We start from the raw sequence: 26,263 nt of genomic DNA, 5'->3' as shown, positions 1-26,263 counted from the left end.
GTTCGCTTTATGGCTGAAATTTAATATTGGCTAAAATCACATATGGATCGGCTTGAAGAAAGTTGCCAGCGCCGCTTCCTTCACCGCTTCCGACATGGTCGGATGCGCATGGCAGGTACGGCCGAGATCTTCCGAGGAACCACCGAATTCCATTAGCACGGTGATCTCGTGGATCATTTCGCCAGCGCCGAAACCAACGATATGGCCGCCGAGAACCCGGTCGGTTTCCTTGTCAGCGAGGATCTTCACGAACCCATCAGTCACCTGCATGGCGCGGGCGCGACCATTGGCGGTGAAGGGGAACTTGCCGACCTTGTAGGCGACACCAGCGGCCTTCAGTTCTTCTTCCGTCTTGCCGACGGAAGCGACTTCCGGCTGCGTATAGACCACGGCCGGAATGACATCGTAGTTCACATGGCCGCGCTGGCCGGCGAGAATTTCCGCAAGAGCGACGCCCTCGTCTTCCGCCTTATGTGCCAGCATCGGGCCCTTCACCACGTCGCCGATGGCGTAGATGCCATCCACATTGGTCTTGAAGTGGCCGTCGATTTCGACACGGCCGCGGCTGTCCAGCACGACACCGGCTTCCGCAAGACCGAGACCCTCGGTGTAGGGCTTGCGACCGGTGGAGATCAGCACAACGTTGGCTTCCAGCGTTTCAGCCGCGCCACCCTTGACCGGCTCGAACACCACCTTTGCGCCGGTTCCCGTCTTTTCAACGCCCGTCACCTTGGCACCGAGCTTGAAATCGAGACCCTGCTTGGCGAGCAGACGCTGAGCCTGCTTGGAGACTTCGCTATCCATGCCGCCGAGAATGGTGTCGAGATATTCGACGACGGTGACCTTCGCGCCAAGACGCGACCAGACCGAACCAAGCTCGAGGCCGATGACACCGCCGCCCACCACGATGAGCTTTTCCGGAACCTTGGAGAGCGCAATCGCGCCGGTGGAGGAAACGATGACGCTTTCATCGATATCCACCTGGACGCCGGGAATACCAGCAACATCAGAACCGGTGGCGATGACGATGTTCTTGGCTTCGATTTCCTGGCTCTCGCCCTTGTCGTTGGTGACGGAGACCTTGCCGGCGGATACAACCTTGCCCGTGCCCTGGAAGGCATCGATCTTGTTCTTCTTGAACAGGAAGGCAACGCCGTCGACATTGGCTTTCACCACGCTGTCCTTGTGCCCCATCATCTTCTCGAGGTTCAGCTTCGGAGCGGCGACTTCGATACCAAGCGTATCAACGCCATGGGCCACATGCGCGAAGGTTTCGGAAGCGTGCAGCAATGCCTTGGAAGGAATGCAGCCGACATTGAGGCAGGTGCCGCCATAGGTCGCGCGCTTTTCGATCACTGCGACCTTCAAGCCAAGCTGTGCCGCCTTGACCGCGCAAACATAACCGCCGGGACCCGTACCGATTACCACTACATCATATGCCATGTTTCTGTTCCTGATTGATTGCGGGCAGGATTTTTAACCGCCCTGCTTCCGTTTGACCTGAAACTCAGGCCGCTTTTTCCGTTGCGAGTTTTATACCGAGAGCGATGAAGACCACGCCACTGGTGCGGTCGATCCATTGGCTGGCGCGCTGAAAAGCTGCGCGCATGCGAGGCGTCGTCATGAACAGGCTGACGCCGACGAACCACAGGATAAGGCAGCTTGCCATGACGAGCCCATATCCGAACTTGATGCCAACAGGCGTATGCGCGTGAACCACCGTCGAAAAGATCGACAGGAAGAAAAACACCGGTTTGGGGTTGAGCGCGTTGGCGGCAAAACCGAGCGTGAACGCCTTCAATGCAGTCTGGCCGCTTCTTGCCCGAACACCATCTTCGCCTTCCGCAGCCGGCAATTCGGTCTTGCCTGCGCGCAGCGCCCTGATGCCGATATAGATCAGATAGGCAACACCCAACCACTTGACGATGTTGAAGAGATAGATCGACTGGGAAATGATGAGACCAAGTCCAAGGATCGTATAGGTGACGTGGAACATCAGGGATGTGCCAACACCGAAGCTGGTGATGATGGCCTGCTTGCGCCCATGCACCATGGCCTGACGCATGACCATCGCCAGATCGGCGCCGGGAGAAACGATCGCGAAAAAGAAGATCGCCATCAGGGATGCAAGTTCGATCAGATACTGATGCATGGGAAAATCAACCTCTAAAACATCAACACGAAAAGCATCAGCCCAAGACCGAGCATCGAACCGAGCCAGACCAGCGAGCGGATATAGGGCACACCAGCGAGATAAAGTGGAATATAGACCACCCGGCAGATCAGCCAGATCAAAGCGCCGGTGAAGGCCAGCCCGGACGGATCGCCAGCCATGATGACACCGAAGGCGAGCGCGATGAAAGCGGGATAGGTCTCGCGAAAATTCGCCGAGGCACGCGCGGCGCGTCCGGCAACCCTGCCCTCCGGCTTCTTTTCAGCATCCCGCGGACCGGCATTCCAGTCCAGCCCGAATTCACGCGTTGCCGTCATTCCCTGCAGCGCAATGTGGGCGGCCAGCAGCAGGACGCTGAGCCCGATCAGCGGCAAAAAGGGTGACGCGGCAAGAAATGTCGGCTGCACTTTCGCTCTCCTGATGGCATTTCAGCGGGATCGACTTGAAACCCCGCTGAAACGAAAAGCAAGACCGATCAGAGATCGAGAACCAGACGTTCCGGATCTTCGAGGCTTTCCTTGACGCGAACGAGGAAGGTCACGGCTTCCTTGCCGTCAACGATACGGTGATCGTAGGAGAGCGCAAGATACATCATCGGACGGATGACAACCTGACCGCCGATGGCGACCGGACGCTCCTGGATCTTGTGCATGCCGAGGATGCCCGACTGCGGCGCATTGAGGATCGGCGAGGACATCAGCGAGCCGTAGACGCCGCCATTGGTGATGGTGAAGGTGCCGCCCTGCATGTCGGCCATGCCGAGCGAACCGTCGCGCGCTGCCTTGGCGAGACGGCCGAGTTCCTTTTCGACACCAGCGATGGAGAGCTGGTCGGCATCGCGAATGACCGGAACGACGAGACCCTTGTCGGTGCCGACAGCCATGCCGACGTGACAATAGTTCTTGTAGATGATGTCCGTGCCGTCGATTTCAGCGTTGACGGCGGGCAGTTCCTTCAGCGCGTGGGTCACGGCCTTGGTGAAGAAGCCCATAAAGCCGAGTTTGACGCCGTGCTTCTTCTCGAAAACGTCCTTGTAGCGGTTGCGCAGATCCATGACGGCGCTCATGTCCACCTCGTTATAGGTGGTCAGCATGGCGGCCGTGTTCTGTGCATCCTTGAGGCGACGTGCGATCGTCTGGCGCAGGCGGGTCATCTTGACGCGCTCTTCGCGAACCTGATCCTGCTCGGCCGAAACCGGACGGGGAGCAGCAGCAGCGACCGGAGCGGCGGCAGGTGCCGAAACACCCTTGGCAACAGCGGCGAGAACGTCGCCCTTCAGAACCTGGCCACGCTTGCCCGAACCGTCGACCTGATCGGCGGAAAGGTTGTTTTCAGCGAGCAGCTTGCCGGCGGCAGGTGCCGGCGGCATGGCGCTGCCAGCCGGAGCGGCGGCCACGGCTGCGGCAGGTGCCGGTGCAGCAGCAGGCGCAGCAGGCTTTGCTGCGGGTGCAGAAGTTGCAGCGCCGGCAGCACCTTCGGCGATCTGGCCGAGAAGGGCGTCGAGACCGACGGTTTCGCCGTTCTGCACGACGATTTCGGTCAGCACGCCGGAGGCGGGCGCCGGAACTTCGACGGTAACCTTGTCGGTTTCGAGTTCAACGAGAGGTTCGTCGGCCTTGACGGTATCGCCGACCTTCTTGAACCAGGTGCCGACGGTCGCTTCGCTGACGGATTCGCCGAGGGTTGGTACGCGGATTTCAGTGGCCATGATCTAGTTCCGTTATTCGGGTGTCTTTTTTGCGGGGCGATGCGGGAGAGTTCTCACTCTCCCAGCGCGTCTTCCAGGAACGCAGCAAGCTGCGCCAGATGCTTGGACATCAGGCCGGTCGCCGGAGAGGCGGCAGCCGGACGGCCCGTGTAACGGACCTTCTGGTACTTGGCGTCGATATGCGCCAGAACCCATTCAAGGTAAGGATCGATGAACGACCACGCACCCATGTTCTTCGGCTCTTCCTGGCACCAGACCATTTCCGCGTTACGGAAACGGGAAAGCTCGTTGATGAGCGCCTTGGCCGGGAACGGATAGAGCTGTTCGACACGCAGCAGGTAGATGTCGTCGATACCGCGCTTTTCACGCTCCTCGAGCAGATCGTAATAGACCTTGCCTGTGCACATGACGACGCGGCGGATCTTCGAATCCTTCTGCAGCTTGATCGGACCATCCTTGATGACCTCCGCATCGTCCCACAGGAGACGGTGGAAGGAGGACTCTCCTGCAAGCTCCGCAAGCGACGAGGTGGCGCGCTTGTGACGCAGCAGGGACTTCGGCGTCATCAGGATGAGCGGCTTGCGGAAGTCACGCTTCATCTGGCGGCGCAGGATATGGAAGTAGTTAGCCGGCGTCGTGACGTTGGCAACCTGCATGTTGTCTTCGGCGCACATCTGCAACCACCGTTCCAGACGGGCTGACGAATGTTCCGGACCCTGACCTTCATAACCATGCGGCAGGAGGCAGACGAGACCGGACATGCGCAGCCACTTGCGTTCACCCGAAGAGATGAACTGGTCGAACACCACCTGGGCGCCGTTGGCGAAGTCGCCGAACTGGGCTTCCCAGAGCGTCAGTGCGTTCGGGCGGGCAAGCGAATAGCCATATTCGAAACCGAGAACCGCTTCTTCCGAAAGCATCGAGTTGATGACTTCGTAACGGGCCTGCGTCGGCGAAAGATTGGCAAGCGGGATGTAACGCTCTTCTGTCTCCTGATCATAGAGAACCGAGTGGCGCTGCGAGAAGGTGCCGCGTTCGCAATCCTGACCGGACAGACGGATCTTGTGGCCGTCTACGACCAGCGAACCGAAGGCCAGAGCCTCAGCCATCGCCCAGTCCAGCCCCTCGCCGGTCTCGACCATCTGAGCACGGTTTTCCATGAAGCGCTGGATCGTGCGGTGTGCGCTGAAGCCTTCCGGAATGGTCGACAGCTTCTTGCCGATTTCCTTCAGCTGCTTCATCGGCACGCCGGTCTTGCCACGACGCTGCTCATCGGCATTGTCGGCGGCGCGCAGGCCGGACCACTGACCATCCAGCCAGTCGGCCTTGTTCGGCTTGTAGGACTGGCCTGCCTCGAACTCCTGCTCGAGATGGGCGCGCCAATCGGCCTTGATCTTCTCGAAATCGCCTTCGGTGATCAGGCCTTCCGCAATCAGGCGGTCAGCATAGATGCGGGCGACAGTCTTGTGGCCACGGATGACCTTATACATCTTCGGCTGCGTGAACGCAGGCTCGTCGCCTTCGTTATGGCCGAAGCGACGGTAACAGAACATGTCGATGACGACAGGCTTATGGAACTTCATGCGGTATTCGGTTGCAACCTTTGCCGCATAAACCACCGCTTCCGGATCATCACCGTTAACGTGGAAGATCGGCGCCTCGATCATCTTGGCAACGTCGGACGGATAGGGCGACGAGCGCGAGAAGGCCGGGTTCGTCGTGAAGCCGATCTGGTTGTTGATGATGAAGTGCATGGTACCGGCAACGCGGTGACCGCGCAGGCCGGAGAGGCCGAGAATTTCGGCAACCACGCCCTGACCCGCAAAAGCGGCATCGCCGTGCAACAGGAGCGGCAGCACCTTGGCGCGTTCCGACAGCGGAATGATGTCGCCGTCCCATGTCTTGGCAAGCTGGTCCTGCTTGGCGCGGGCCTTGCCCATGACGACAGGGTTGACGATTTCAAGGTGCGACGGGTTTGCCGTCAGCGAGAGGTGAACCTTGTTGCCGTCGAATTCGCGGTCTGAGGAGGCACCGAGATGGTACTTCACGTCACCGGAACCTTCGACGTCATCAGGCTTGAACGAACCGCCCTTGAACTCGTGGAACACGGCGCGGTGCGGCTTGCCCATCACGTTGGTCAGAACGTTCAGGCGGCCGCGGTGAGCCATGCCGAGCACGACTTCTTCCAGACCGTCCTGGCCGCCGCGCTTGATGATCTGCTCAAGTGCCGGGATCAGCGATTCACCACCATCGAGGCCGAAACGCTTGGTGCCCTTGAAACGCACGTCGAGGAACTGCTCGTAGCCTTCGGCTTCGACGAGCTTGGACAGAATGGCCTTCTTGCCTTCCGGCGTGAAGTCCACACCCTTGTCCGGACCTTCGATGCGTTCCTGGATCCAGCCCTTTTCTTCCGGGTTGGACATATGCATGAATTCGACGCCGAGCGTCGAGCAATAGGTGCGCTCGAGAATATCGACCATTTCGCGCACGGTCGCGTATTCGAGACCGAGGACGTTATCGATGAAAATCTTGCGGTCGTAGTCGCTTTCCTCGAAGCCATAGGACTTCGGCGAAAGCTCGTTATAGTCCTCAACGGCGCTGGCGATGCCGAGCGGGTCGAGCTTGGCGTGCAGATGGCCACGCATGCGGTAGGCGCGGATCATCATGATGGCGCGGACGCTGTCACGGGTCGCCTGAAGCACTTCGGCTGGGCTGACGGCCTTGCCGGTATCGGCGCTCTTGGCCTCGGCCTTCGCCTGAACCTTCTTCTCGATGGCCTTCTCGACCGTAGCCCAGTTGCCATCAAGCGCGGATACCAGGTCGCCGTTTGCCGGGATCGGCCAGTTGGCGCGCTTCCAGGAGGCGCCCTTGGCTGCCTTCTTCACGTCTTCCGGATTGTCGGACAACGCCTTGAAGAAGCTCTGCCACTCCGGCGACACGGAAGAGGGATCCTCTTCGTACCGGGCATAGAGCTGCTCGATATAGGCTGCATTCGCGCCGTCCAGAAACGACGTGATCTGAAACTGCTCGTTCGCTTCTTGCCTTGCCATTGTGTTCTTGCGGACTTGTCCGTCCGCCTCCTCGATGCCGTTAGGGCCGTTTATCGGCCTGCCGCTTGATTATTGCTGTCTGCCGCCGGAGCGGTATGCCGTCTGTCTGTCGTTCTTTGCGGCTTCGGGCAGCGTGGCGTTAAAGCCGCACCGCCCGTTACCGGTCTCATGTGGTCTCAGCCCTTGAGGACTTCAACCAGCGTCTTGCCGAGGCGCGCCGGGGAAGGCGATACCTTGATGCCTGCAGCTTCCATTGCCGCGATCTTCGATTCCGCATCGCCCTTGCCGCCGGAAACGACAGCGCCGGCGTGGCCCATGGTGCGGCCCTTCGGAGCCGTACGGCCCGCGATAAAGCCAGCCATCGGCTTCTTGCGGCCCTTCTTGGCTTCGTCGATCAGGAACTGTGCCGCATCTTCTTCAGCCGAACCGCCGATTTCGCCGATCATGATGATCGACTGCGTGTCTTCGTCGGCCAGGAACATTTCCAGCACGTCGATGAACTCGGTGCCCTTGACCGGGTCGCCGCCGATGCCGACAGCCGTCGTCTGGCCGAGGCCTTCGTTGGATGTCTGGAATACGGCTTCATAGGTCAGCGTGCCGGAGCGCGAAACGATACCGACCGAACCCTTGCGGAAAATCGAGCCCGGCATGATGCCGATCTTGCATTCTTCAGGCGTCATGATGCCCGGGCAGTTGGGGCCGAGCAGGCGCGAGTTAGAACGGTCGAGGCGAGCCTTGACGCGCACCATGTCCATCACCGGAATACCTTCGGTGATGCAGGTGATGAAGGGGATCTCAGCCTCGATGGCTTCGATGATGGCGTCGGCTGCACCTGCCGGCGGAACATAGATCACGGATGCGTCTGCACCGGTCTTTTCCTTGGCTTCGGCGACCGTTGCGAAGATCGGCAGGCTTTCGCCCTTGGAGCCGGTCCAGGTTTCGCCACCCTTCTTCGGGTGAATACCACCGACCATCTGCGTGCCGTAATAAGCAAGCGCCTGTTCGGTGTGGAAGGTACCGGTCTTGCCGGTCAGACCCTGAACGAGGATCTTGGTGTCTTTATTAACAAGAATAGACATTATTTCCGGTCCCTCAATTAGCCGTTGATCGCCGCGACGATCTTCTTGGCTGCGTCGTCCAGGTCGTCAGCAGCCGTAATCGCAAGGCCCGATTCGTTCAGGAGCTTCTTGCCAAGTTCGACGTTGGTGCCTTCGAGGCGAACAACGAGCGGAACCTGCAAACCGACTTCCTTCACCGCGGCGATAACACCTTCGGCGATGACGTCGCACTTCATGATGCCGCCGAAGATGTTGACGAGGATACCCTCGACCTTCGGGTCAGCAGTGATGATCTTGAAAGCTGCAGCAACCTTCTCCTTGCCGGCGCCGCCGCCGACGTCACAGAAGTTTGCCGGCTCCTTGCCGTAAAGCTTGATGATGTCCATCGTCGCCATGGCGAGACCGGCACCATTGACCATGCAGCCGATGTTGCCATCGAGCGCAACGTAAGCGAGGTCCCACTTGGAGGCTTCGATTTCCTTGGCGTCTTCTTCGGTCTCATCGCGCAGCGCCTTGACGTCGTCATGGCGGAACAGCGCGTTGCCGTCGAAGGACATCTTGGCGTCGAGAACGCGCAGATGACCGTTTTCCATGACGATCAGCGGGTTAACCTCGAGGAGAGCCATGTCCTTCTCGTTGAAGGCCTTGTAGAGGATCGGGAACAGCGCCTTGGCGTCTTCCGCAGCAACACCCTCAAGCTCGAGCGCCTTGGAGATCGCAGCAACGTCAGCGTCGCTCACACCCTTTTCCGGGTCGATGGCGATGGTGTGGATCTTCTCTGGCGTGTCGTGGGCAACAGCTTCGATATCCATGCCGCCTTCGGTGGAAACCACGAAAGCAACGCGACCGACCGAGCGATCGACCAGCAGCGAGCAGTAAAGCTCGCGAGCGATATCCGCACCGTCTTCGATGTAAAGGCGGTTGACCTGCTTGCCGGCATCGCCCGTCTGCGCCGTTACCAGCGTGTTGCCCAGCATATCCTTCGAGTGGGAAACGACTTCTTCGATCGTCTTTGCGAGACGAACGCCACCCTTGGCGTCGGGGCCGAGTTCCTTGAACTTGCCCTTGCCGCGGCCGCCAGCGTGAATCTGGCTCTTGACGACGTAGAGCGGGCCGGGAAGCTGCTTTGCGGCAGCTTCGGCTTCTTCGACCTTGAGGATGGCGACGCCTTCAGCGACCGGCGCACCATAGCCCTTCAGAAGAGCCTTGGCCTGATATTCGTGAATATTCATGGAATAATCCCTGTTTGGAGCCGCTTGAAGCGCCCTGCATCCTTATCTGACGCAGGGCGCTTCAAGCTGTTGAATCTACGCATCGTGCCTTGCAAAAATCCAATCCGGTTTTGCGCCGATGCGTCAGGCTATTACTTCAGCGACGGAGCGATGTTGATGCAGGCTTCGCAAAGACCGGCAACAGCGCCGACGGACTTCTGGAAGGCGGCTTCTTCATCCTTGTTCAGCTCGATCTCGATGATGCGCTCGATACCACCGGCGCCGATGATGGTGGGCACGCCGACATACATATCGTCCACGCCGTACTGGCCCGACAGATGGGCAGCGGCGGGCAGAACGCGCTTCTTGTCCTTGAGGTAGGATTCAGCCATTTCGATCGCCGAAGCGGCGGGCGCGTAATAGGCCGAGCCGGTCTTCAGCAGGCCGACGATTTCCGCACCGCCGTCGCGGGTGCGCTGGATGATCTCTTCGAGACGCTCGGCGGTGAGCCAGCCCATCTTGACGAGATCGGTCAGCGGAATGCCGCCAACGGTGGAGTAACGCGCCAAAGGCACCATCGTATCGCCGTGGCCGCCGAGAACGAATGCCGTTACGTCCTGAACCGAAACGTTGAACTCTTCGGCGAGGAACAGGCGGAAGCGAGCGCTGTCGAGAACGCCGGCCATGCCGACGACCTTGTTCTTCGGAAGACCGGAGAACTTCTGAAGCGCCCAGACCATGGCGTCCAGCGGGTTGGTGATGCAGATGACGAAAGCGTTCGGGGCATATTTCTTGATGCCGGCGCCGACCTGCTCCATGACCTTGAGATTGATGCCGAGAAGATCGTCGCGGCTCATGCCGGGCTTGCGGGCGACGCCTGCGGTGACGATGCAGACATCAGCGCCTTCGATGGCAGCGTAGTCGGACGCGCCAGTGAGCTTGGCATTGAAACCTTCAACCGGTCCGGACTGGGCAATATCCAGACCTTTGCCCTGCGGGATGCCGTCGGCAATATCGAAGAGGACGATATCGCCCAGTTCCTTCAGGCTGGCGAGATGCGCCAGCGTGCCGCCGATCATGCCAGAACCAATAAGTGCAATCTTTTTGCGAGCCATCGAATGCTTCCTCTAGAGCTTCAATTCAATTTCACCACGCCACCGGCAGCCAAATTGTCGCACTTCGATTAGCCCCATTGACCAAAATTGGCAACAGATTCTTTTGGCATGAATATTTTCAATCGTTTAGATCATTATTTTCTTACGTAAACGTAAGAGAATGCGTCACGAAAGTGTCAAACTTTCTGCCGTTTTTCATGGTGGAGCACCAGATAATCTGCACTGCGCATCTCAAACAGGCGCGAGGCGGTGCGATCGAACTCGAAACCTTCGGTGCCCTTGCGCTTGCCGAGCAGGTCTTCGGGCATGGCCGCAGCGGAGGCGAAGAGGCGGACGCTGTGATCGTACAGCGCGTCTATGAGAATGATAAAACGCTTGGTTTCGTTCCGTTTGTCGGCATTGAGAAACGGGATGTGGTCGATGAAGACTGTATCGAAACGATTGGCTATCGCGAGAAAATCAGAAGCGCCGAGCGGCTTTTCGCAAAGGTCGGAGAAGGAAAAGCGGGCCACACGGCCGCTGGCGCGCGGCACCAGAATGGAGCGGCCCTTCATCGGTATTTCAGTCGGCGCGACAAGATGGCCGCCGGTCATGTGCCGCCAGGCCATATCCATCGCCTGATCCGCCGCACCATCGAGTGGCGTGACATAGACCGGCAGGCTTTCCAGCTTTTCCATGCGGTAATCGGTGGGACTGTCCAGCGTCACCACTTCCACATGCTTCTTCAGCAAATCGATGAAGGGCAGAAACAGGCCGCGATTAAGACCGTCCTTGTAAAGATTGTCGGGCACAACATTGGACGTTGTTACCAATGTGCAGCCATTGGCAAAAAGCTCGCTGAACAGCCGGGCGAGGATCATCGCATCGGCAATATCTGTGACGGTGAACTCATCGAAGCAAAGAAGCTCCGCTTCCGCCAGAAGCTGGGCTGCCACTGGAGGAATGGGATCGGCCTGCTTGGTTTCGCCATTCTTGAGCTTCTGCCGATGCGCGTGCACGCGATTATGGACATCAGCCATGAATTCGTGAAAATGGCAGCGCCGTTTGGAAGAGACGGGCGCCATCTCGTAGAACATGTCCATCAGCATCGTCTTGCCGCGGCCAACGCTGCCATGGACATACAGTCCCTTGACGAAGGCGGCCGGGCCAGCCTTGCGAGCAAACATCCAGCCGAGTGCGCTTTTTTTCCTGGCGGGTTTGCGCGCTTTCAAATCGGCAAGGATACGGTCGAGGTGGGCCGCAACGCCGCGTTGTGCGGCATCCGCCTGCAAGGTGCCAGCTGCCGTCAATGCGTTGAGTTGTTCAACGACACTATGGTTGTAGTCAGGCAATGGCTTCATGGAAAAGCGCCCCGGTCGCGGACGGACGCCCGCGACGAATGGAATGGCTTGAAACAGGCGAGGCGATCCGGATGCACCGGAGATGCTCTATCGGCTGAGGCTCAGCGGCTGGCCGCTATTCGTCGTGCCGTCAAAACGCGCATCGGCGCTCTTGTAGACGCGGCCGATCGTATCGCCGGAACGGTTCTTGAAGAGGACCATCTTGCCGGACACTTCCCATGACCCCATCGCCGTGAGTTCGCCGGAGCAGCCACGCGTGCCGCCACGAGAACCGCTGCCGAGATTGGTAAGCGTCAGGAACATGTCGCAATTGGCGCCGCCATTGGAAACGCGCCAGTTGCCAACCATGGATTCCTTGGTGACATCAAGCGCCGTTGTCGGCGGAGCGGCAGACGCCATATCAGTGCCGCCAGGCGTCGCAGAAGCGGGTGCTGACGGGAACTGACTGCCGGAAGCACCACCGGGTGGCGGCAGGGCGCCAGACTGAACGGAGGGAACCGGCTGTGCCTGCAACGGCGGCGTATAACCGGGATTGTTGCTGGTGTTGTTGTTGTAATCGTAGGAGGTACGTTGGCAACCGGCCAGGCTCATTACAACCGCAAGACCCGTCACCACATATCTGAATTGCATATCAAGCTCCCGATTCTCTCGCTTCCGGAAAGACCATGATCAAACAAGAAGGCTGAATTATTACCAAAGCCTTATCTTGCGCAAGCGATGGCTGGGATAATTACCATTTCGGTCGATTTTTACCGAAATTTCCCGCGCCCGGTTGTAAAAAAGGGCCGCGGTCCAAACCGCGGCCCGATAGATTTTCTGTCCAAACGAATCGTCTTCAGACGCGACGCTCGACCATCATCTTCTTGATTTCCGCGATCGCCTTGGCCGGGTTGAGACCCTTCGGGCAAGCCTGCGCGCAGTTCATGATGGTGTGGCAGCGATAAAGACGGAACGGATCTTCGAGATCATCAAGACGTTCGCCGGTCGCTTCGTCGCGGCTGTCGATCAGCCAGCGATAGGCTTGCAGCAGAACGGCGGGGCCGAGGTAACGGTCGCCGTTCCACCAGTAGCTGGGACAGGAAGTGGAGCAGCAGGCGCACAGAATGCACTCGTAGAGACCGTCGAGCTTCAGGCGGTCCTCATGGCTCTGCTTCCATTCCTTGGCAGGCGTCGGCGAAACCGTCTTCAGCCACGGCTCGATGGAGCGGTGCTGCGCGTAGAAGTTCGACAGGTCCGGAACGAGATCCTTCACCACTGGCATATGCGGCAGCGGATAGACCTTCACCGTTCCCTTGATCTCTTCCATGCCCTTGGTGCAGGCGAGCGTGTTGGTGCCGTCGATGTTCATAGCGCAGGAACCGCAAATGCCTTCACGGCAGGAGCGGCGCAGCGTCAGCGTCGGGTCGATATTGTTCTTGATGTACAGCAGCGCATCGAGAACCATCGGCCCGCAATCGTCGATATCGATATAATAGGTATCGATGCGCGGGTTCTGGCCATCATCCGGGTTCCAGCGATAGATCCGGTATTCGCGAACGTTCTTGGCACCATCCGGCTTCGGCCAGACTTTGCCTTCGCTGATCTGGGAATTCTTGGGGAGAGCGAGTTCAACCATATCCAGTTCCTCAAATCAGTAGACGCGAGCCTTCGGCTCGATCTTTTTCGGATCGATGCCGTCGGCGATCAGGTCGGTGTGAACAGGGCGGTAGTCGAGCTTGACATCACCTTCAGGGCTGACCCAGGCAAGCGTGTGCTTGCGCCAGTTCACGTCGTCGCGACCGCCGAACGGACCATCGACGAAATCCTCGCGGGCATGCGAACCGCGGCTTTCCTTGCGCGCTTCCGCGCCATAGACCGTGGTGATCGCGTTGGCCATCAGATTGTGCAGCTCGAGCGTTTCCACCAGATCGGAGTTCCAGACCATCGACCGGTCGGTAACCTTGACGTCAGGCAGTTCCTTCCAGATGGCGGAAATGCGCTGGCAACCGCTTTCCAGCGATTCCTGTGTGCGGAATACGGCGGCATCGTCCTGCATGGCGCGCTGCATCTTGTCACGCAGCACCGCCGTCGGCGTCGAGCCGTTGGCATAACGCAGGCTGTCGAAGCGATCCATGATCTTGTCGCAGGCAGCCGTGTCGAGAGCCGGAACCGGCGCATCGCGGTCGATGACCTGGGCTGCACGGATGGCGGCAGCGCGGCCGAAGACCACAAGGTCGATCAGCGAGTTGGAGCCGAGACGGTTCGCGCCGTGAACCGAGGCGCAACCGGCTTCGCCAACGGCCATCAGGCCGGGAGCGATGCGTTCCGGGTTCTCGGCGTTGGCGTTCAGCACTTCGCCCCAATAGTTGGTCGGAATGCCGCCCATATTGTAGTGAACGGTCGGCAGGACCGGGATCGGCTCGCGCGTCACGTCAACGCCGGCGAAAATCTTGGCGCTTTCGGAAATGCCCGGAAGACGCTCGTGCAGGATCGCCGGATCAAGGTGATCGAGATGCAGGAAGATGTGGTCCTTGTTCTTGCCGACGCCACGACCCTCGCGGATTTCCATGGTCATGCAGCGAGACACCACGTCACGCGAAGCAAGGTCCTTCGCCGAAGGAGCATAACGCTCCATGAAGCGCTCGCCTTCGGAGTTGACGAGATAACCGCCCTCGCCGCGCGCGCCTTCGGTGATCAGGCAGCCCGCGCCGTAAATGCCGGTCGGGTGGAACTGAACGAATTCCATATCCTGAAGCGGCAGGCCGGCACGTGCAATCATACCGCCGCCGTCGCCGGTGCAGGTATGGGCAGACGTTGCCGAGAAATAGGCGCGGCCGTAACCACCGGTCGCCAGCACCACCATCTTGGCGGAGAAGCGATGGATCGTGCCGTCATCGAGGTTCCACGCCACGACGCCCGTGCAGCGACCATCGGGCGCCATAATGAGGTCGAGCGCGAAATATTCGATGAAGAATTCCGCATTGTTGCGCAGCGACTGGCCGTAAAGCGTGTGCAGAATGGCGTGGCCGGTACGGTCGGCAGCGGCACAGGTGCGCTGCACCGGCGGGCCTTCGCCATAGTTCTGCATATGGCCGCCAAACGGGCGCTGGTAGATCTTGCCTTCGGCATTACGCGAGAAGGGCACGCCGTAATGCTCCAGCTCATAGACCGCCTTTGGCGCTTCCATGGCGAGATATTGCATCGCGTCGACGTCGCCCAGCCAGTCGGAGCCTTTTACGGTGTCGTAAAGGTGCCACTGCCAACAGTCGGGCGTCATGTTGGTGAGAGAAGCGGCGATACCGCCCTGCGCCGCGACCGTGTGGGAGCGCGTCGGGAAAACCTTGGTGATGCAGGCCGTGCGGAACCCCTGTTCCGCCATGCCGAGCGTTGCGCGCAGACCCGCGCCGCCGGCGCCCACCACGATCACGTCATAGGAGTGATCGACGTAGGTGTAAGCCTTGCCATTCTGGGAAGGTGAACTGATCGATGCCATGGCCGATTTATCCTGCGAATGCGATTTTCAGAATGGCGAAGATGCAAAGACCGCCAATGAGAACCGCGAAAAACGTATTGAGCATCAGAAGAACGAGCTTCGAAACCTCGCCGTGAACGTAGTCTTCGATGATGACCTGCATGCCGAGCTTCATGTGAATGAGGCCGGAAACCAGCACCAGACCCATGATGACCGCAACGAGAGGGTTGGAAAGCGCCGCCGCAACTTCCGGATAGGGAGCGCCGGCATATTTGATGAGAAAGACCACGAAGAAGATCAGCAAGGGCACGTTGGCGACGGCCGTAAGGCGCTGGCGCCAGAAATGGTCGGTGCCTTCCTTGGCGGAGCCGAGGCCACGAACCTTTCCGAGAGGTGTACGCATATCCATGACAGGCTATCTCCTTAGCGCACGATCAGGGCGATGACCCAGATCAGCGCGGTCAGACAGATCGACGCTACAAAGGTCGCCTTGGCGAGTTTCGTGTTGAAATTCTTCTCGAAGCCATGGCCGAGATCCCACATGAAGTGGCGAAGGCCGCCCAGCATGTGGTGAACGAGAGCCCAGGTATATCCGATCAGGATAAGCTTGCCGATGATCGTACCCATTGCCCAGCTGACCCAGTCGTAATAGGCAGGGCCGGAAGCAAGTGCAATAAGCCACCAGGCGACAAGAAGCGTTCCGAAATAAAGCGCCGCACCCGTGATGCGGTGCACGATGGATGCGACCATCGTCGGAATCGGCTTGTAAATTTGAAGATGCGGCGACAGAGGCCGGTTATTTGTCACGTTCGCCATCAGAACCTCGCGGCGTTTTCCCGTGCACCCGTCAGATCGGGCGCCCCCAAGCAACAGCACATGACGAAAGAATGTGCATTGCACCAACCGCGACGTTTAATCACATGGGAGCATCACGACAAGCACATTTCATGACCGATTCCAATTTAATCGATTGGTTCACGAATTTTTTTTGGAATTTTTTTGCTCGAAAATAAAAAAACGAGCATTTCCAAGATTTACGCCTTCAAAATATTTACCTTTACGTAATTTCGAAATCATGTAATTTACTATTCGTTAACCAAAAAAATCCGGAGAATGAGGCTCATGTTACAGCGTCGAATCGCAGCTCTGGCGGTGATGACTGCAGGGATTATTTTCACGGCACTGCCTCCTGCTGCGGCAGGTGATTTTTATAGTCGCCACCATTATCAGCATCGTCAGTCACAATTGAGCTTCTCCACGGACGGACTGCCCTCCACGCTTTCCGGCGGCACTTATGTGGGTGGAATATCCGCCTTGAGAGTCCGTGGGAACGGCAATTATTTCGCGATCAATGGTGGGCTTTCGCGACAAGGCGCAACCGTCAATATGGGCGCGCAGCTGGCACCGAAGGCGAAAATCATCAACGTCCGCGCCGAAACGACAGGCGACGCCTGCGATTACCAGCACGGCGTCTGCATCATCAGGCCCTGATATAATCAGACAAAACGCCAGACGGTGGTTTTTTTGACTTCACTGTCTTCCAGAGCCCGCGTCACCGGCACCTGATAGGTTGCCTCGGCGTAAAGGCGCTGTTTGGGCAGGTAGGCCCGCCCCGGATCGCCGACGAGCACGGTCACGCCTCTATCCGCCAGTTCCAGAAACCAAGGCACGAGGAGATCGGCAAAGGCGCGATCATAAAACACGTCGCCGGCCAGCAGAACATCCGCCTCAACCGGCGTCCCAACCAGATTGCGGCCGGTAAAATCGATGGCCACACCATTGAGAGCCGCATTCAGCCGAATGGCCGTTTCCGTCCACGGATCGATATCGGCGGCGACAACAGCCGCGGCGCCCGCCTTTACGGCGGCAATGGCGACCAGTCCGGAACCGCTGGCGAAATCCAGCACACGCTTGCCGGAGACACTTTCAGGATGATCGAGAACGTAGCGGGCAAGTCCCTGTCCACCAGCCCAGGCGAAAGCCCAGAATGGCGGCGGCAGGCCGATCTCCTCCAACTCCTCCTCCGTCTTCAGCCACAGCTCATGCGCTTCGGTCGCAAGATGAAGGCGCAATTCCGGCACATGTGGTGGATGCATGATGCCGGTATTGTCGAGAATGAAGCGTTCGGGATCGGTCCTCACCGAAAGCTCAGTCCGGAGATTTCGGTGGATTGGAAAGGCCACCCATGCGGCAGACTTCGAGATATTCCTCTTCCGTCACCGGCTGCACCGAAAGCCGCATGGAGGTGACCAGCGACATCTTTTCGAGTTTCGGATTGGCCTTCACATCCTTCAGCGAAACAGGTTTCGGCATGTCGCAAACGGCGCGGATATCCACGCAATCCCACTTCAGATCGCCCTCTGCGGTCGAATCCGGGTGTGAAAGGGCGCAGACTTCCACGATGCCGACGACATCAAGCCCTTCATTCGAGTGGTAGAAAAAACCCTTGTCGCCGATTTTCATGGCGCGCATGTTGTTGCGGGCCTGATAATTGCGCACGCCGGTCCATTCTTCGCCGGCCTCGCCCTTGGCCTTCTGCATTTCCCAGGACCATTTGAACGGCTCAGACTTGTAAAGCCAGTAATTCGCCATGGCCGGTCACGCCCCCGGATTGTTGAAGACCCAGTTATAGGGCTTCACATCCACGCTTTCGAACAGGCCGGCCTTTGCATAGGGATCGGCATCGGCAAGGGCCTTGGCCGCATCGATGTCGGCAGCTTCCACGATGACAAGGCTGCCATTCGGCTTGCCTTCGGCATCCAGAAACGGTCCGGCAATCTTCAGCGTGCCTTCGGCGTTCAATTTGTTCAGGTGCTCCAGATGAGCCGGGCGCGTGTCCATGCGCACGTTCAGATGGCCGGGCTTGTCCTTGCAGATAAAGGCAAACAGCATTTTCGTCTCCTCGCTGGCGCATGTCTCCCAAAAGTGTAAGCGGTTTTGGGACCAAGACATGCGTAAAAACTATTCGAAGGCCACACTCATTCAGTGGTGATGGGCCTTGTCATCAATTGTTGCATGGCGCTCGCCACGTCCAGATTGCCGTCGATGATGGCCGCAACCGCCTCGGTCACCGGCATGTCGACAGCGTGATGTTCGCCGAGCCGGGCAGCAACGGCTGCCGCAAAGGCGCCCTCCACCAGCCCGCCGGACATGTCCTTGCCTTCGCCCCGGCCAAGCGCGATGCCGAAACGCAGGTTTCGCGACTGGTGGCTTGTGGCGGTCAGCACGAGATCGCCAAGGCCGGAAAGACCGCGCACGGTATCGGCCTTGCCGCCCATGGCAACGACCAGACGCGACATCTCGGCAAGCCCCCGCGAAATCAACGCCGCCCGTGCGGAATCGCCGAGGCCCGCACCTTCAACGATGCCGGCGGCAATGGCGAGCACATTCTTCAGTGCGCCGCCAAGCTGCACGCCCGTGCGGTCGGTCGAGGCATAAAGCCTGAACGTTCTGCCGGAAATCGTGGTCGCCAGCCGCTCGGCGATGACAGCGTCTTCCGCCGCTATCGCCATCGCCGTCGGCAGTCCGCGCGCGATATCGGCCGCAAACCCCGGACCGGAGAGAGCGGCGATTGGATGATGCGGCAGTTCCGCTTCCAGAAGTTCCGTCAGCAGCCGGCCGGACACCCGGTCGATGCCCTTGGCGCAGGTAACGATGACACAATCATTAGCCAGATAAGGACCGTAATGGCGCGCCGCATCGGCATGGGCCTGAGAGGGCATGGCAAACAACACGATGCCTGCATCGGCCAGCACATCCGGCTCAACGGAAAATTCCAGCGCATCCGGCAGGTCTACACCCGGCAGGACAGCCTCGTGAATACGATCAGCCCTAAGATCGGCCATCAGGGACGCATCACGGCCGAGCAGGGTCACGTCATGCCGGTTCTCCAGCGCGATGACGACGGCGAGCGCGGTTCCGAAGGCGCCAGCGCCGATGACGACGATTTTCTCCCGCTGCATCAGGCCTTGGCTCCCCTTTTGCCGAAACCGATCAATGTCTCCGCGCTGCCATCAAGCGGCCAGCGCGAGCGCGGCGCGATCTCCAGCGCATCGGGTTCTCGGCCGCATGCCATCCGCTCCAGCCCGGCCCAGGCAATCATCGCGGCATTGTCGGTGCAGAGCCGGTGCGGCGGTGCGACAAAGCGGAACCCGTGGACATCACAAAGCGCCTGGAGGGTCTGGCGGATTTCCGTATTGGCGGCAACGCCGCCGGCCACGACCAAAGCGGGCTCCGTCTCGAGATGCGGAAACTCTTCCTTAAAGCGGGCAAGGCCACGACCGATACGGTCCTTGAGCGTGCGTGACACCGCCTTCTGGAAGGAGGCGCAGATATCGGCAATATCCTGATCCGAAAGCGGAGCGATCGCGGTTGCCGCCTGCCGCACCGCTGTCTTCAGACCGGAGAAGGAAAAATCGAGTCTCGTCTCGCCGACCATCGGGCGCGGCAGTGCAAAACGGTCAGGGTTGCCTTTCGCTGCTGCCTTTTCAACCGCAGGCCCGCCGGGATAGGGCAACCCCAGAAGCTTCGCAGTCTTGTCGAAGGCTTCCCCAAGCGCGTCATCAATGGTCGTACCCCAGCGCTCGTATTCACCCACACCGCGAACCAGCACGAGCTGGGTGTGGCCGCCGGAGACCAGCAGCATCAGATAGGGGAAGGAAAGACCGTCGGTCAGACGCGCCGTCAGCGCATGGCCTTCGAGATGGTTGATGGCGTAAAGCGGCTTGTCTGCAGCCTTCGCAATCGCCTTGCCGGTCATCAGGCCCACCAGCAGACCGCCAATGAGGCCGGGGCCGGATGTGGCCGCGATGGCATCGACATCGGCAAGGGTGACACCCGCCTGTTCCAGCGCTTCTTCCACCAGCGTGTCCAGCGCCTCGACATGGGCGCGGGCAGCAATTTCGGGCACCACGCCGCCATAGGCGCTGTGTTCCTCAAGCTGCGACAAAACGACGTCGGACACGATCTCGCCACGTCCGTCCGCATGCCGAACCACAATGGATGCAGCGGTTTCGTCACAGCTTGTCTCTATGCCGAGGATACGAAGAAAGGGGGTCATCAATTCTGTTCGTTCATTGCGATCATGCGCTGAGTTGGTCTAAGACAACTCCGGTAACAATGGATAGACGCGGATGCAAACAAAACCTTTCCGAATCGGCACGCGCGGCAGCCCTCTGGCGCTCGCACAGGCTTACGAGACCCGTAACCGGCTGATGTCGGCACACGGTCTGCCGGAAGATATGTTCGAAATCGTCGTGCTTTCCACCAAGGGTGACCGGATAACCGACCGCGCTTTGTCGGAGATCGGCGGCAAGGGCCTGTTCACGGAAGAACTGGAGAGCCAGCTTCTTTCCGGCGAGCTCGATATTGCCGTGCATTCCTCCAAGGACATGCCGACCGTTTTGCCGAAGGGCCTTTATCTTTCCGCTTTCCTGCCGCGCGAGGATATGCGCGACGCCTTCATTGGTCGCACCGCACCGAAGCTTCTGGAACTACCGCAGGGCGCCGTTGTCGGCTCCGCATCCTTGCGCCGCCAAGCGCTGATCCGCCGCCTGCGTCCCGACCTGAGCGTCATCATCTTTCGCGGCCAGGTCGAAACCCGCCTGCGCAAACTGGAGGAAGGCCAGGCGGATGCTACGCTTCTCGCCTTTGCCGGCCTGAAACGGCTGGGCATGGAGAATGTCCCGACGGACATTCTCGACCCGAAGGAATTTCCACCAGCCCCCGCGCAGGGCGCGATCTGCGTCGAGAGCCGTATTGGCGACACACGCATGGACGAGTTGCTTTCACCTATCAACGACATACCCACCTACGATGCCGTTACCTGCGAGCGCGCCTTTCTGGCCGCCCTCGATGGTTCCTGTCGCACCCCGATTGCAGGCTTTGCTACCTGCCACGGCGAGGAACTTCATTTCTCCGGCCTGATCCTCACACCGGATGGGCAGACGAGCCACAGCGTCGAGATTTCCGGTGCTCGCAAGGATGCCGAGGACTTGGGTCGAAAGGCCGGTGAAGACGTGCGCGCCAGGGCAGGCAGCAACTTCTTCGACGGCTGGAGCTGAGCCGATGCGGATCGTCGTCACCCGGCCGCTTCGTTCGGGCGAAAAGACGGCCGCAAAGCTTGAAGCCCTCGGTCACGAGCCGGTGCTTCTTCCGCTGTTTCATCCCGTCCACCAGGGCCAGCGCGCCATACTAGCGCTATCGGAGCCGCTGTCGGCCATCGCCGTGACCAGCGCCGAGGCCTTGCGGGCGCTTAGAGACTTCCGCCACCGACTTGCGCCCCATCTTTCGAAACCGCTTTTCGCCGTCGGCGAGGCGACGGCGGAAGCGGCGAGGGAAGTTGGCTTCCAAAACGTCCTCACCGGATCTGGCGATGCGGTGGCTCTCGCCGGGCTTGTCACGGAGCATCGCCCCCTAACGGAGAGCACAGATCCATTGCTCTATCTTGCCGGCACGCCGCGAGGCGCCGTGTTCGAGGACGGAATTGCCGCTGCGGGAATTTCCTTCCGGACCGTCGATTGTTACGAAATGCAGCCGTCAGATCTTTCAGACGATATGCTCGAAACAGCACTTGTGAAGACAGCTGCCGATGTAGTCCTGCTCTATTCGTCGGAAGCCGCACGGGCCTTTTTCCGCCACGCATCGTCGGAAAAATATGTGGCGGCGCTGACCACCACACAATTCGTCTGCATCAGCCGCAATGTGCTTTCACTGGTTCCGGAAATCTTCCGCGCGAACGCCGCAGCCGCCGAAGGGGCAAACGAGGCAGCCATGTTTGAACTTCTCCACCGAAAGTCTGGAACCTAATTCAGGCTCGCCTCTTTCCTTTGCCGCCGTCACTGACTAGGTTTAGACTATTGCAGGCAGAAATGAGGTTGTCATGGTATCGGGAAAGCCGCCACGCCACTCCAAGTCAAACGCCGAACCGGTCACCATCGACCTGGACGCAAAAGACGTGAAAGCAATTTCCGCCGACGTGGATGCTGCAAAGACTGATGACAAGACCGGCGAGACGACACCGGCAGCAGCTCAGCCAAACGTTCCTCCCAAGCCAGAAGCAGCCGAAACGTCCAGCCCTGCTCCCGTCTGGGAACAGACGCATAAAACACCCATGGAGCCTGCACCGAACGTTCACAAGGCGGAACCGGCAACCGGCAAGCCCCAGGTGGAAAAACCTGCCGGCAACCAGCCCGAGACAGCTTCGCCGAAACCCGAAGCGAAACCGGTGACCAGCGCGACTGACGCAAGCGCTGCTTCCGCTTCCGCGGCGGGCGCAAAGCCTGCGACTTTTGCTTCCACATCGTCGTCCGCAGCATCCGGAAGCGCGACTACTGGTGCAAAGCAATCGACAGGCGCGTCATCCTCCGGACCTGCCAAGCCATCCACGCCACAGCAACCCGAGCGCAAACAGGCGGCAACCTCCGGTGTGATCGCGGCGGGTATCGTGGGTGGCCTTGTGGCGCTCGCAGCTGCCGGCAGCATGCAATATGCCGGCATTCTGCCCTCGTTTAATGTGAGCAAGACCGGAAGCGATGAGATTGCCGCATTGAGAACCGAGCTAGGGAGCCTGCGTCAGCAGCTCGCCAATGTTCCCGCGGCAGGAGGGGATACCTCGGCGCTGGAACAGCGCATCGCCGCTCTTGAGGGCGCAAAGGGCGAAGCCCCGCAGGTGGACGCACTTTCGGAAAAAATAACCGCGCTGGAATCGGCGCTCACGTCAGAGCGTTCCGCGCAGGCCTCGGCAACGGCGGAGCTGACACGCCGCCTGACTGACGCGGAAACCAAGATCAATGAACCGCGCGACGATATAGAAGTCGCCCGCGCCATTGCCTCGGCCGCACTGAAAGCCGCGATCGATCGCGGTGGGCCGTTCCTCACTGAACTCGACACATTGTCCAAGGTAACCCCGGACGATCCGGCAATCGCATCCTTGCAGTCTTTCGCCGCAACCGGCGTGCCATCGCGCTCGGAGCTGATGCAGAAATTCCCCGACGTTGCGAATGCGATGCTTTCGGCGATCAATCGGCCCGACCCCAATCAGGGCATCATGGAACGTCTGACGGAAAGCGCCTTTTCGCTGGTTAAGGTCCGCCCCGTCGGAAACATCGAAGGCGAGACCCCCGACGCCATGATCGCGCGCATGGAAAACAAGTTGCGCAACGGAGATCTGCAGGGTGCGGCACTTGAATGGAATGGGCTTCCGGAGGCCGCCAAGACAGCATCCGCCGACTATAAAAAATCTCTGGATGCGCGCATCGAGGTCGAAAACCTGGTGGGAGGCACGTTAAACCGCGCCATCACCAGCACCGGCAAGCAGGGGTAAGGCATGACCAGAATTCTGACTTTCGTCCTCATCGTTCTGGCGCTCGGTTTCGGTTTCTCCTGGCTGGCGGACAGGCCCGGTGTCCTCTCAATCGTCTGGCAGGGCCAGCTGATCGAAATGAGCCTGATGGTCGCCGCCTCCATCGTTGCTGCATTCGTTGCGGCCGTCATGCTGGTCTGGTGGGTCGTCAATGCCATATGGACATCGCCGAACGCGGCACGACGCTATTTTCGCGCCCGCAAGCGCGACCGTGGTTATCAGGCGCTCTCCACCGGCCTCATCGCCGCCGGCGCCGGCAACGCCATTCTGGCCCGCAAGATGACGGCCCGCACGCAGGGGCTTCTCAGTGCTGATCAGGAGCCGCTGATCCACCTGCTTGATGCGCAGGCCGACCTCATCGAAGGCAAATATGACGAGGCGCGGCGCAAATTCGAGGCGATGGCCCGCGATCCTGAAACCCGCGAACTTGGCCTTCGCGGCCTTTACATCGAGGCGCGCCGACAGGGAGCCCATGAAGCAGCCCAGCAATATGCCGAGGACGCAGCCGAAAAAGCCCCTTACCTGCCCTGGGCAGCACAGGCGACGCTAGAAACCCGCTGCCGCAACGGCGAGTGGGATGACGCGATCCGCCTGCTCGACCAGCAAAAAGCAGCAGGCGTCATCCAACGCGGCGAGGCTGAGCGGCTGAAAGCTGTGCTTCTTACCGCAAAGGCCGGTGAAAAACTGGAGAGCGACCCAGTGGGTGCACGCGAAGACGCAAAACAAGCCCTGAAGCTTGCAAAAAGCCTTGTGCCCGCAGCATTGATCGCAGCAAAATCCTATCTGCGCGAAGACAATCTACGCAAGGCCGCAGCGGTTCTGGAACCGGTATGGAAGAACGATCCCCACTCGCAGATTGCCGATCTCTATGTTCGGGCGCGCAGCGGCGATACGGCCATTGATCGCCTTAAACGTGCCGAACGGCTTGAGAGCCTGAAACCCAACAACATCGAATCCCTGTTTGCCGTGGCGCAGGCAGCTCTCGACGCCAAGGAATTTGCCAAGGCGCGTGCCAAAGCGGAAGCCGCCGCCCGGATCGAGCCGCGCGAAAGCATCTTCCTGCTGATGGCCGACATCGAGGAAGCCGAAACCGGCGATCAGGGGCGGGTGCGTTACTGGATGGCGCAGGCTCTGCGCGCACCGCGTGATCCCGTCTGGGTGGCAGATGGTGTCACTTCGGAAAAATGGCTTCCGGTTTCGCCCGTGACAGGCCGTCTCGACGCCTTCGAGTGGAAGGCGCCTTTTGGCCAGCTTGAAGGACCTGTCGAAGACCTGACAATCGAAAATGCGATTGCAGCAGCACCGGCAAGGACCGAACAGGCTCCGACCCCGATCGTTGTTGAAGTGGCACCTCAGCCCATTGTTGTGACGAAACCCGCACCCATCGAGGTCAAGCAGGACGTATCTGCCCCGAAGGAGAAAAAGCCGGCAACAAATGAAGTTCCGGTGGAAGCCAGGCCAGCGGATGCGAAGACAGAACCAGTGCCATTTTTCGGTGGTGCACCGGATGATCCCGGCGTCAAGAAACCCGGCGTGGAAGCCGAACCCAAAACCCGGCTAAAACTCTTCTGACAGGCTATCGATGTTCAACCAGATCCAGTCGTTTATTCAAAACCTCGTTGGCCAGCATGCGGATGAATTCAGCCCCGATGATCTGAGGGTCGCGGTGGCCGCCCTCTGTTTTCAGGTGATGGAAGCGGACGGCACGGTCTCCAAAAGCGAGCGTGATCGCCTTCGTGAGATCCTCCACGACTATTATCATCTCGATGCCGGCAAGCTGGACGCGCTTCTTGCCGCCGGCCAGGAGGCAGGCAAGGAAGCGGTAGACTATTATCGCTTCACCACCGATATCCGCCGCCATCTCGATGAAGAGCAGCGCGTGGAGCTTATTGGCATCCTCTGGGATATTGTTTACGCTGACGGCGAACGAAGCGAGATGGAAGATCATGTGATCTGGCGCGTGGCCGATCTACTCGGTGTTTCCGTGCGCGACAGGGTTCTGCAACGTCAGCAGGCCGCCACCAGGTCCGGACCCGCTGAAGAAAGCGAAAACGAAGACGATGCTGTTTGACCCCTCCAGGCAACAGAGAAAACAACCTTCGCTGCTCGTCATCCTGCATCAGGAACGTTCCACGCCCGGCCGCGTCGGCCAGATGCTGGTGGAAAAAGGCTATCGGCTGGATATAAGGCGCCCCGCGCTTGGAGACGATCTGCCGCAAACGCTGGAGAAACATGCGGGCGCCATTATCTTCGGCGGCCCGATGAGCGCCAACGACCCGCATGACTATATCAAAGCCGAAATTGACTGGCTGAAAGTGCCGCTGAAGGAAAACAAACCCTTTCTCGGTATCTGCCTCGGCGCACAAATGCTGTCCAAACATCTGGGTGGTAAGGTAGAGGCCGACCGTGAAGGCAAGGTGGAAATCGGCTGGTATCCGCTTCATGCGACCGAACACGGGCGATTGCTGATGCCGCATTGGCCGAAGATGGTTTATCATTTCCACCGCGAAGGGTTCGATTTGCCGCGGGGAGCGGAGCTTCTGGCATCGGGCGAAACCTATCCCAACCAGGCTTACCGATACGGAAAAAACGCCTGGGGCCTTCAGTTTCACGCAGAACTGACCCGCGCGATGATGCACAGCTGGGTGGTGCGTGGCGCACAGCGTTTCGGCATGCCCAATGCACAGGTCGGCAGCCAGCATCTGGAGGGGCGCATGTTGTTCGACACACCGCTCCGGTCCTGGCTTGGCAATTTCCTTGATCTGGTTTTCGAAGGCAAACCGCAACGCTGAGGC

The 26,263-nt window shown here is 59.5% G+C and carries 26 protein-coding genes; 7 read left to right on the top strand and 19 right to left on the bottom strand.

All coding sequences use genetic code 11. The features are described 5' to 3' along the window. Positions 1-36: 36 nt before the first annotated feature. The 14 genes from lpdA to sdhC all read right to left on the bottom strand — a co-directional run bounded on the left by lpdA (position 37) and on the right by sdhC (position 15,922). Positions 37-1,443, bottom strand: a complete 1,407-nt coding sequence (lpdA, locus tag FB593_RS16210) for a dihydrolipoyl dehydrogenase (protein WP_019566054.1) — start codon at positions 1,441-1,443, stop codon at positions 37-39. Between the two features lie 64 nt (positions 1,444-1,507). Further along, positions 1,508-2,152, bottom strand: coding sequence for a LysE family translocator (locus FB593_RS16205; RefSeq protein ID WP_019566053.1), 645 nt, complete (start codon positions 2,150-2,152; stop codon positions 1,508-1,510). A gap of 14 nt (positions 2,153-2,166) precedes the next feature. Then, positions 2,167-2,580 carry an MAPEG family protein gene (locus FB593_RS16200; protein ID WP_003516731.1) on the bottom strand — a complete coding sequence of 138 codons (414 nt, stop codon included), beginning with the start codon at positions 2,578-2,580 and terminating at the stop codon, positions 2,167-2,169. Between the two features lie 68 nt (positions 2,581-2,648). Then, positions 2,649-3,881: a 2-oxoglutarate dehydrogenase complex dihydrolipoyllysine-residue succinyltransferase gene (gene odhB / locus FB593_RS16195; protein ID WP_019566052.1), complete on the bottom strand. Its 1,233-nt coding sequence runs from the start codon at positions 3,879-3,881 to the stop codon at positions 2,649-2,651. A 53-nt stretch (positions 3,882-3,934) separates the two neighbouring features. Next, positions 3,935-6,931, bottom strand: coding sequence for a 2-oxoglutarate dehydrogenase E1 component (locus FB593_RS16190; protein WP_003516728.1), 2,997 nt, complete (start codon positions 6,929-6,931; stop codon positions 3,935-3,937). Positions 6,932-7,107: 176 nt separating this feature from the next. Continuing rightward, the gene (sucD, locus tag FB593_RS16185) at positions 7,108-8,010 is read right to left on the bottom strand and encodes a succinate--CoA ligase subunit alpha (protein WP_025594552.1); all 903 of its coding nucleotides are present in this window, start codon (positions 8,008-8,010) and stop codon (positions 7,108-7,110) included. 17 nt (positions 8,011-8,027) lie between these two features. Next, on the bottom strand, positions 8,028-9,221 hold the full coding sequence (sucC, locus tag FB593_RS16180; protein WP_003516725.1) for an ADP-forming succinate--CoA ligase subunit beta: 1,194 nt from the start codon (positions 9,219-9,221) through the stop codon (positions 8,028-8,030). A 131-nt stretch (positions 9,222-9,352) separates the two neighbouring features. Then, positions 9,353-10,315 (bottom strand): malate dehydrogenase, encoded by a 963-nt coding sequence (gene mdh, locus FB593_RS16175; RefSeq protein ID WP_003516723.1) that lies wholly within the window; start codon positions 10,313-10,315, stop codon positions 9,353-9,355. Between the two features lie 176 nt (positions 10,316-10,491). Then, positions 10,492-11,655, bottom strand: a complete 1,164-nt coding sequence (zapE, locus tag FB593_RS16170) for a cell division protein ZapE (RefSeq protein WP_145166748.1) — start codon at positions 11,653-11,655, stop codon at positions 10,492-10,494. Between the two features lie 87 nt (positions 11,656-11,742). Next, complete coding sequence (locus tag FB593_RS16165; protein ID WP_003516719.1) at positions 11,743-12,285, bottom strand: protease inhibitor Inh/omp19 family protein; 543 nt, start codon at positions 12,283-12,285, stop codon at positions 11,743-11,745. Between the two features lie 205 nt (positions 12,286-12,490). Then, positions 12,491-13,270, bottom strand: coding sequence for a succinate dehydrogenase iron-sulfur subunit (locus FB593_RS16160; protein ID WP_003516718.1), 780 nt, complete (start codon positions 13,268-13,270; stop codon positions 12,491-12,493). A 15-nt stretch (positions 13,271-13,285) separates the two neighbouring features. Then, entirely contained in the window at positions 13,286-15,127 is a 1,842-nt protein-coding gene (sdhA, locus tag FB593_RS16155) for a succinate dehydrogenase flavoprotein subunit (RefSeq protein ID WP_013636888.1), read from the bottom strand. 7 nt (positions 15,128-15,134) lie between these two features. After that, complete coding sequence (sdhD, locus tag FB593_RS16150) at positions 15,135-15,515, bottom strand: succinate dehydrogenase, hydrophobic membrane anchor protein (protein ID WP_003516716.1); 381 nt, start codon at positions 15,513-15,515, stop codon at positions 15,135-15,137. A 14-nt stretch (positions 15,516-15,529) separates the two neighbouring features. Beyond that, positions 15,530-15,922 carry a succinate dehydrogenase, cytochrome b556 subunit gene (sdhC, locus tag FB593_RS16145; protein WP_013636889.1) on the bottom strand — a complete coding sequence of 131 codons (393 nt, stop codon included), beginning with the start codon at positions 15,920-15,922 and terminating at the stop codon, positions 15,530-15,532. A gap of 306 nt (positions 15,923-16,228) precedes the next feature. On the opposite strand from sdhC, the gene FB593_RS16140 reads away from it, so the two are divergent. Next, positions 16,229-16,597: a hypothetical protein gene (locus tag FB593_RS16140; RefSeq protein ID WP_019566047.1), complete on the top strand. Its 369-nt coding sequence runs from the start codon at positions 16,229-16,231 to the stop codon at positions 16,595-16,597. A 5-nt stretch (positions 16,598-16,602) separates the two neighbouring features. Here the strand turns inward: FB593_RS16140 and FB593_RS16135 are convergent, their stop codons facing one another. The 5 genes from FB593_RS16135 to tsaD form a co-directional block, all read right to left on the bottom strand. Next, positions 16,603-17,247: a class I SAM-dependent methyltransferase gene (locus tag FB593_RS16135; protein ID WP_003516713.1), complete on the bottom strand. Its 645-nt coding sequence runs from the start codon at positions 17,245-17,247 to the stop codon at positions 16,603-16,605. 7 nt (positions 17,248-17,254) lie between these two features. Then, entirely contained in the window at positions 17,255-17,698 is a 444-nt protein-coding gene (locus FB593_RS16130; RefSeq protein WP_003516712.1) for an EVE domain-containing protein, read from the bottom strand. A gap of 6 nt (positions 17,699-17,704) precedes the next feature. Next, the gene (locus FB593_RS16125; protein ID WP_003516711.1) at positions 17,705-17,998 is read right to left on the bottom strand and encodes a YciI-like protein; all 294 of its coding nucleotides are present in this window, start codon (positions 17,996-17,998) and stop codon (positions 17,705-17,707) included. Between the two features lie 86 nt (positions 17,999-18,084). Next, entirely contained in the window at positions 18,085-19,068 is a 984-nt protein-coding gene (locus FB593_RS16120; protein ID WP_065688672.1) for an NAD(P)H-dependent glycerol-3-phosphate dehydrogenase, read from the bottom strand. Beyond that, positions 19,068-20,165: a tRNA (adenosine(37)-N6)-threonylcarbamoyltransferase complex transferase subunit TsaD gene (tsaD, locus tag FB593_RS16115; protein WP_065688673.1), complete on the bottom strand. Its 1,098-nt coding sequence runs from the start codon at positions 20,163-20,165 to the stop codon at positions 19,068-19,070. Before tsaD ends, FB593_RS16120 begins: the two co-directional genes overlap by 1 nt. Before the next feature lie 73 nt (positions 20,166-20,238). Between tsaD and hemC the strand changes: the two genes are divergently transcribed. The 6 genes from hemC to FB593_RS16085 all read left to right on the top strand — a co-directional run bounded on the left by hemC (position 20,239) and on the right by FB593_RS16085 (position 26,260). After that, a complete protein-coding gene (hemC, locus tag FB593_RS16110; protein WP_019566045.1) occupies positions 20,239-21,168 on the top strand; it encodes a hydroxymethylbilane synthase in 930 nt (309 codons plus the stop codon). A gap of 4 nt (positions 21,169-21,172) precedes the next feature. Continuing rightward, positions 21,173-21,913 (top strand): uroporphyrinogen-III synthase, encoded by a 741-nt coding sequence (locus tag FB593_RS16105; RefSeq protein ID WP_111799122.1) that lies wholly within the window; start codon positions 21,173-21,175, stop codon positions 21,911-21,913. A 73-nt stretch (positions 21,914-21,986) separates the two neighbouring features. Next, positions 21,987-23,429 carry a COG4223 family protein gene (locus FB593_RS16100; RefSeq protein WP_112751780.1) on the top strand — a complete coding sequence of 481 codons (1,443 nt, stop codon included), beginning with the start codon at positions 21,987-21,989 and terminating at the stop codon, positions 23,427-23,429. A gap of 3 nt (positions 23,430-23,432) precedes the next feature. Further along, positions 23,433-25,040 carry a heme biosynthesis protein HemY gene (locus FB593_RS16095; protein WP_112751781.1) on the top strand — a complete coding sequence of 536 codons (1,608 nt, stop codon included), beginning with the start codon at positions 23,433-23,435 and terminating at the stop codon, positions 25,038-25,040. 10 nt (positions 25,041-25,050) lie between these two features. Further along, the gene (locus FB593_RS16090; protein WP_003516699.1) at positions 25,051-25,539 is read left to right on the top strand and encodes a TerB family tellurite resistance protein; all 489 of its coding nucleotides are present in this window, start codon (positions 25,051-25,053) and stop codon (positions 25,537-25,539) included. Beyond that, a complete protein-coding gene (locus tag FB593_RS16085; RefSeq protein ID WP_003516697.1) occupies positions 25,529-26,260 on the top strand; it encodes a glutamine amidotransferase in 732 nt (243 codons plus the stop codon). Before FB593_RS16090 ends, FB593_RS16085 begins: the two co-directional genes overlap by 11 nt. The last annotated feature ends 3 nt before the right edge of the window (positions 26,261-26,263 follow it).

The sequence above is a fragment of the Rhizobium sp. SJZ105 genome, assembly GCF_007828365.1.
GTDB lineage: Bacteria > Pseudomonadota > Alphaproteobacteria > Rhizobiales > Rhizobiaceae > Agrobacterium > Agrobacterium tumefaciens.
Note: the sequence above shows the minus strand (reverse complement) of the source record. Positions and strands in the feature narration are given on the sequence as shown.

Excerpts from the sequence above, each read along its gene's own strand:
- lpdA (WP_019566054.1), bottom strand. The coding sequence starts at position 1,443 with ATGGCATATGATGTAGTGGTAATCGGTACGGGTCCCGGCGGTTATGTT.
- FB593_RS16205 (WP_019566053.1), bottom strand. The coding sequence starts at position 2,152 with ATGCATCAGTATCTGATCGAACTTGCATCCCTGATGGCGATCTTCTTT.
- odhB (WP_019566052.1), bottom strand. The coding sequence starts at position 3,881 with ATGGCCACTGAAATCCGCGTACCAACCCTCGGCGAATCCGTCAGCGAA.
- FB593_RS16190 (WP_003516728.1), bottom strand. The coding sequence starts at position 6,931 with ATGGCAAGGCAAGAAGCGAACGAGCAGTTTCAGATCACGTCGTTTCTG.
- sucD (WP_025594552.1), bottom strand. The coding sequence starts at position 8,010 with ATGTCTATTCTTGTTAATAAAGACACCAAGATCCTCGTTCAGGGTCTG.
- sucC (WP_003516725.1), bottom strand. The coding sequence starts at position 9,221 with ATGAATATTCACGAATATCAGGCCAAGGCTCTTCTGAAGGGCTATGGT.
- mdh (WP_003516723.1), bottom strand. The coding sequence starts at position 10,315 with ATGGCTCGCAAAAAGATTGCACTTATTGGTTCTGGCATGATCGGCGGC.
- zapE (WP_145166748.1), bottom strand. The coding sequence starts at position 11,655 with ATGAAGCCATTGCCTGACTACAACCATAGTGTCGTTGAACAACTCAAC.
- FB593_RS16165 (WP_003516719.1), bottom strand. The coding sequence starts at position 12,285 with ATGCAATTCAGATATGTGGTGACGGGTCTTGCGGTTGTAATGAGCCTG.
- FB593_RS16160 (WP_003516718.1), bottom strand. The coding sequence starts at position 13,270 with ATGGTTGAACTCGCTCTCCCCAAGAATTCCCAGATCAGCGAAGGCAAA.
- sdhA (WP_013636888.1), bottom strand. The coding sequence starts at position 15,127 with ATGGCATCGATCAGTTCACCTTCCCAGAATGGCAAGGCTTACACCTAC.
- sdhD (WP_003516716.1), bottom strand. The coding sequence starts at position 15,515 with ATGGATATGCGTACACCTCTCGGAAAGGTTCGTGGCCTCGGCTCCGCC.
- sdhC (WP_013636889.1), bottom strand. The coding sequence starts at position 15,922 with ATGGCGAACGTGACAAATAACCGGCCTCTGTCGCCGCATCTTCAAATT.
- FB593_RS16140 (WP_019566047.1), top strand. The coding sequence starts at position 16,229 with ATGTTACAGCGTCGAATCGCAGCTCTGGCGGTGATGACTGCAGGGATT.
- FB593_RS16130 (WP_003516712.1), bottom strand. The coding sequence starts at position 17,698 with ATGGCGAATTACTGGCTTTACAAGTCTGAGCCGTTCAAATGGTCCTGG.
- FB593_RS16125 (WP_003516711.1), bottom strand. The coding sequence starts at position 17,998 with ATGCTGTTTGCCTTTATCTGCAAGGACAAGCCCGGCCATCTGAACGTG.
- FB593_RS16120 (WP_065688672.1), bottom strand. The coding sequence starts at position 19,068 with ATGCAGCGGGAGAAAATCGTCGTCATCGGCGCTGGCGCCTTCGGAACC.
- tsaD (WP_065688673.1), bottom strand. The coding sequence starts at position 20,165 with ATGACCCCCTTTCTTCGTATCCTCGGCATAGAGACAAGCTGTGACGAA.
- hemC (WP_019566045.1), top strand. The coding sequence starts at position 20,239 with ATGCAAACAAAACCTTTCCGAATCGGCACGCGCGGCAGCCCTCTGGCG.
- FB593_RS16105 (WP_111799122.1), top strand. The coding sequence starts at position 21,173 with ATGCGGATCGTCGTCACCCGGCCGCTTCGTTCGGGCGAAAAGACGGCC.
- FB593_RS16100 (WP_112751780.1), top strand. The coding sequence starts at position 21,987 with ATGGTATCGGGAAAGCCGCCACGCCACTCCAAGTCAAACGCCGAACCG.
- FB593_RS16095 (WP_112751781.1), top strand. The coding sequence starts at position 23,433 with ATGACCAGAATTCTGACTTTCGTCCTCATCGTTCTGGCGCTCGGTTTC.
- FB593_RS16090 (WP_003516699.1), top strand. The coding sequence starts at position 25,051 with ATGTTCAACCAGATCCAGTCGTTTATTCAAAACCTCGTTGGCCAGCAT.
- FB593_RS16085 (WP_003516697.1), top strand. The coding sequence starts at position 25,529 with ATGCTGTTTGACCCCTCCAGGCAACAGAGAAAACAACCTTCGCTGCTC.